This window comes from Streptomyces sp. DvalAA-14 (assembly GCF_900091855.1).
GTDB lineage: Bacteria > Actinomycetota > Actinomycetes > Streptomycetales > Streptomycetaceae > Actinacidiphila.
Window position 1 is genome coordinate 1 of sequence record NZ_FMCH01000546.1, and the last position, 5,506, is coordinate 5,506.

Consider the following 5,506-nt stretch of genomic DNA (forward strand, 5'->3'; position numbering starts at 1 on the left):
GTGACCGTCGTGGCACGGCGGCGCAGAGGCATGAGGGTGGAGCCTTTCCGGGGTGCGGCAAAGGCTCAGCCTAACGCGGGAGCGTTGTCCGCCCCCGCCCCGCTCAGCCGCCCGGGTGCCCGACCTTGATCGTCTTCAGGAAGCGGGCCAGCGCGATCGGGGTGGTGGTGAGGACGACCGTCGGGTCGTCGCTCTCCCGAAGCAGGACCGCGCCCCCGTCGGCGGCCAGCTCGACGCACTCGCCCTGTTCCTGGGAGTACGTGGACTTCTGCCATATCAGGGAGGCGGTCATGGGATAGGTGCCTTTCAGAGGTCTCGGGAGATGGAGAGGATGAAGTCACGTGACCGGGACCGGTCGAGAGCCACCTCCGCGAGGGTGTCGTACAGGACCCGGTAATTGGTCAGATGGGGCGCCGCGTGCAGGAAGCTGATGCCGTGGGCGGAGTCGATCTGCACGGTGTCCAGCGGACGCACCGGCCCGCTGGCGTAGAGCATCGCGTGTCCGGAACCGATGTGCCCGTCCGCCGCGAAGGGGATCACCCGAACGCTTATGTGCGGCAAGTGGCTGAGTTCCTGGATGTGTTCGAGCTGGGCGCGGGCGACTTTCCCGCCGCCGAACCGCATCCGCAGCGCCGCCTCGTGGACGAGCGCTTCGTACGGCGGGGCGGCGTCCCGGTACAGCACGCCGGAGCGCTCCAGGCGGTGCGCCACCCGGGCTTCCAGCTCGTTGTCCGGCAGCGGGGGTATCGCGTAGCCGAAGACGGTGCGGGTGTAGTCCTCGGTCTGGAACACCCCGGGGATGTGGGTGATCTGGATGGTCCGCAGGTGCGTGGCGTGGTGCTCCAGCTCCGCGACGTCGAGCAGGGAGGCGGGTACGACGCCTCGGTACGCCTCCCACCAGCCCTTGCGGCCCTGGCCGTTGGCCATGGTGACGAGCGCGTCGATGAGGGAGGTGTCCCCGCACGCGTAGAAGGCCGCGAGACGGCGTAAGCGCTCCTCGCTGACGCCCAGCCGGCCCGCCTCGATATGGCTCACCTTCGCGGGATCGGTGCCGAGCAGCCGCGCGGTGTCGCGGGCCGTGGTGCCGGCGGCCTCCCGCATCTTCCGTAGCTCCGCACCGAGGCGCTCCTGGCGGGCGGTTGCGGTGCTTCTGAGCGGCATGGTGTCCCTTCTTGACGCTGGTTCTGAGTCTGCCGTTCCGCTCTCTCGGGGTCCAGATCGTTTCTGGAAATTCCGGAGACAAGGTTGCAGAGGTGCACTATTGCCCCATAACGCCCTCTGAAGCAATCGTATGCGGACAGTCAACTCCCTTGTGCTGTCCGCTCGTTGCTTGGGTACACCGGCGAAGTCCACCGGACGTCCCGGGCGGGGCCGACCGGGGGCCGACCGGGGGTCGACCCGGGGCCGACTCCCACTGATCGCGCGGCCGTACCGGTGTGGACGCGGGGCCGGCTGCCGCGGAGATCGGCCGCCGGCCGCCCGCGCGGTGTGCGGACCGCCTGCCGGAAACCGTGCGTTCTGCATGCCGATGAGGTGACATCGGTGACTTCTCCGCATTCAGTGGGGCGTGCGAATCTCTCTGCGTCGCCACTGAAGGGGGATCGATGGACAACCGCTACGAGGTTTTCTGTCTCGCGGACCGTCACTTCTACGAGAGCCTCGACCGTATGTCCGCCGGTTCCGGCGCGGTGGCGGAAAAGAGCGGTGTGCTGCTCTTCGATACCGCCCGGCGTGAAGTGCCGGCCGGCTGGCGGACCCTGCGCGACGGCGACTGGCTGCACGTCGACCCGCCGATCGGCGCCGACGCCTATCCGACCCAGGGCTGGAAGGTCCATGTCTCGGCGGCCCTCGACAATGCCGACGCAGTGGCCGCCCGCGTCTGGGACTACTGCGTCCCGCGGCACATACCGTTCAAATTCGTGCCGGGTCCGCAATTGCTGCACCTGCGCAACTCGAAATACGCGGGCCGCGACACCAGCGGGAAATTCGTCACCATTTATCCGGCGGACGAGGAGCGGCTGCGGGTGGTCCTGCGGGAACTCGGCGACCTGCTCGACGGCGAGCCGGGACCGTACATCCTGACCGACCTGCGCTGGCGCGAGGGACCGCTCTACGTGCGGTACGGGGCCTTCGCCAAGCGGTACTGCGTGGGCGACCGCGGCAGCCTGGTGCCGGCCATCGAGGACCCCGAGGGGCGGCTGGTGCCCGACAGCAGGGCCCCCGCCTTCCACCTGCCGGACTGGGTGACCCTGCCCACCTTCCTCGCCCCGCACCTGGCCGCCCGCAACGCCACCACCGTCGCGGACCTGCCGTACCGGATCGAGAAGGCGCTGCACTTCTCCAACGGCGGCGGTGTCTACACCGGCGTCGACACCCGCACCGGCGAGCAGGTCGTGCTGAAGGAGGGCCGGCCGCACGCCGGACTGGCTTCCGACGGCGCGGACGCGGTGGCCCGGCTGGAGCGCGAACGCGAGGCGCTGAGCGGGCTGTCCGGACTCGGTGTCGCGCCGGAGGTACGGGACTGGTTCACCATCGGCGACCACCGCTTCCTGGTGATGGACTTCCTTGACGGCCGGACCCTCAACTCCTTCTTCGGGCACCGCCATCCGCTGCTCACCCCCGAGCCCGACCCGGCGGCGGTCGGCGACTGGACCCGCTGGGCGCTGCGCATCCACGCCGGCGTGGAGAAGGCCGTCGCCGCCGTGCACTCGCGCGGGATCGTCTTCAACGACCTGCACATGTTCAACATCATGGTCGGCCCGGACGAAGAGACCGTCCGCCTGCTGGACTTCGAGGCCGCCGCGCCCGCCGCCGAGCACGGGCGCCAGGTGGTCGCCCACCCCGGCTTCGTCGCCCCGCCCGACCGGCGCGGCTTCGACGTCGACCGGTACGCGCTGGCCTGCCTGCGGCTGGCCCTCTTCCTGCCGATCACCACCCTCTTCGCCATCGATCGCGGCAAGGCCGCCCACCTCGCGGAAGTGATCGCCGGGGAGTTCCCCGTGCCGCGGTCCTTCCTGGAGGAGGCGGTCGCGGAGATCACCCGGGACGCCCACCCGGGAGACGGAGAACGGCCGTTGCCGGTCGTCGTGCCGCAATACGGCGCGGCGTTCATCGGGCCGGTGCGGGGCCCGGACCGTGCGACGGCCGGATCTTCGCCCCAACTGACCGGAGTCGTACCGCCGCAGGGCTCACGCCGGGACGGATCGGTGGGCTCGGCCGAGGCGTTGTACCGCGCCACGCGTCCCGCCGCGGTGCCGGCCGGCGGCACCGCCGCGAACACCTCCACCGTCACCGCGCTGGCCGACCGGCGCCCGCGTGCCGTGCCCGCCGGCTATCTGCCGGTCCGGACCGACGACTGGGACGCCGTGCGGGAGGCCATGGCGCGGGCGCTGCTGGCCTCGGCCAGCCCGGAGCGGGAGGACCGGCTCTTCCCCGGCGACATCATGCAGTTCACCGACGGCGGCGGGCTCGGGATCGCGCACGGCGCGGCCGGCGTGCTGCACGCCTTCGCCGAGACCGGACTGCCCCGCTATCCGCAGGGCGAGCGCTGGCTGCTGGACCGCACCCGGATCCTGCCCAACGGCATCGCGCTGGGGCTCTATGACGGCGTGGCGGGCATCGCCTACGTCCTGGACCGCCTCGGCCACACCGGCCGCGCGATGGATCTGACCCGCAGGCTGCTGGCCGAGAACTGGCAGCGACTCACCTCCGACCTGTCCGGCGGCCTGGCCGGAATCGGACTGGTACTGGACCATCTGGCCCGGGCGACCGGCGAAACCGACCTGGGCGAACGGGCGTTGGAGGCGGCCCGCATCATCGCCGGACGGCTCGCCGCCGCACCCGGCGCCGGCTCGGCACCCCGCCGCGCCGGGCTGATGCGGGGCGCCGCCGGTCCCGCCCTGCTCTTCCTGCGCCTCTTCGAGCACACCGGCGCGCCCGGCCTGCTCGACCAGGCGGCCCGCGCGCTCGACCTCGACCTCGACTCCTGCGTGCGGACCAGCAGCGGCAGCCTGGAAGTCGACGAGGGCTGGCGCACCATGCCGTACGTCGGCGACGGCAGCGCCGGCATCGGGCTGGTGCTCGACGACTTCCTGGCCCTGGCCCGGGGCGCCGGCGACCTGGAACCGGCGACCGCCGACCGCTACGAGCAGGCCCGGCTCGACATCGTGCGGGCGGCGACGCTGCGGCTCTACGCCCAGCCCGGCCTGTTCGTGGGCCGGGCCGGCATGGTCCTGCACCTGGCCAGGACCACCGCCGACGTGCCCGAGGGCGCGCTCGCCGCGCAGGTCGACGCGCTCGGCTGGTACGGCATCCCGTACGGCGACGGCCTGGCCTTCCCCGGCAACCAGATGATGCGGCTGTCGATGGACCTCGGCACCGGCACCGCCGGCTGCCTGCTCGCCCTGGGCTCGGCGCTGGGGGACACCCCGGCCGCGCTGCCCTTCCTCCCGCCGCTCCCCGTGGGCGGCCCCTGAACCGGTTCCGGCTGTGACCGGGACCGTGCACCACCCGTAACGCACACAGTGCGAAGAGCTCCAACGAAAGGAAAGCCCGATATGGCGCTTCTCGACCTCCAGAACCTCAAGCCCGTCGAGCACGGCGGCGGTGGCGGCGGTGGCGGCGAGCTGAACAGCTCGCTGAGCCTGATCGGCTGTATCAGCTCGGTCAGCTTCCTCATCTGCCTCTGACGCGGCAGGCCCGGGGCGGCAGACCACCATTCCCGCCGCCGCCCCGGGCCCTCGGCCCCGCCGCTGCCCGGCTGTCCCTGAAGCCGGGCGCCGGCGCCGCCCGACCAGCGCCGTACCCGGCCCCGGCCGTCCAGCCCACCGGACGCCCGGGGCCGGGGCCGTCTCCCTCCCGGCCCCTCCCGGCCCCCCGCCCCTCCCGGCCCTGACCGGATCCACCCGCCCGTATGCGACTGCCCGCATCCGCCCGCCGGATCCGCCCTGCCCGCCCGCTGCGCAAGGAGACGCGTCCATGCCGCCACCACCATCCGACCACCGGGCCGACGGCGACCGGGTGTTGCTGCGAGCGGCCCGGGGCAGTGCGGTGCGGCTGGCGGTGCTCGCCCTGCTCGGACTTGCCGGGGCCGGGCTCGGGCTGTGGCTGCCGGCCGCACTCGGACACGCCCTGGACCTGCTGCTGCACGGACGCCCGGCGGGCAACCGGATTGCGGTGTGCGCGGCGATCGTCGCGGGGCAGGTGCTGCTGGCTGCCGGCGCGGACATGCTCGGGGCGACCACGGCCGCCCGGGTCACGGCGGGGCTGCGGCGCCGGGCGGTCAGGCGGCTGCTGGCCGCCGGTCCGGCCGCCACGGCTGCCCGACCGGGTGCCCAACCGGCCGCGGGACCTGGCCTTGGCGAGGGCGACGTGGTGACCCGGCTGGTCGGCAACGCGGCCGACGCCGGCAGCGCGCCCGTGGCCGCGGCGGCCGTGCCCGCCTCGCTGGCGGTGCCCGTCGGCGGCGTCGTCGCCCTCGGCCTGACCGATCCCTGGCTCGCCGCCG

General features: G+C 73.0%; 4 protein-coding genes and 1 pseudogene. 3 read left to right on the forward strand and 2 right to left on the reverse strand.

The window, feature by feature from the left end:
* Positions 1–103: 103 nt before the first annotated feature.
* Positions 104–292 (reverse strand): DUF397 domain-containing protein, encoded by a 189-nt coding sequence (locus tag GA0115240_RS29560; protein WP_093741379.1) that lies wholly within the window; start codon positions 290–292, stop codon positions 104–106.
* Between the two features lie 14 nt (positions 293–306).
* Positions 307–1,161, reverse strand: coding sequence for a helix-turn-helix domain-containing protein (locus GA0115240_RS29565; RefSeq protein WP_093741381.1), 855 nt, complete (start codon positions 1,159–1,161; stop codon positions 307–309).
* Positions 1,162–1,604: 443 nt separating this feature from the next.
* Here GA0115240_RS29565 and lanKC point away from each other — a divergent pair, with 443 nt between their 5' ends.
* The 3 genes and pseudogenes from lanKC to GA0115240_RS29580 all read left to right on the forward strand — a co-directional run.
* Positions 1,605–4,475, forward strand: coding sequence for a class III lanthionine synthetase LanKC (gene lanKC, locus GA0115240_RS29570; protein WP_093741383.1), 2,871 nt, complete (start codon positions 1,605–1,607; stop codon positions 4,473–4,475).
* An 81-nt stretch (positions 4,476–4,556) separates the two neighbouring features.
* Positions 4,557–4,688, forward strand: a complete 132-nt coding sequence (locus GA0115240_RS29575; protein WP_094030687.1) for a SapB/AmfS family lanthipeptide — start codon at positions 4,557–4,559, stop codon at positions 4,686–4,688.
* 289 nt (positions 4,689–4,977) lie between these two features.
* A pseudogene (locus tag GA0115240_RS29580) lies at positions 4,978–5,506 on the forward strand (ABC transporter ATP-binding protein); the annotation flags it as partial.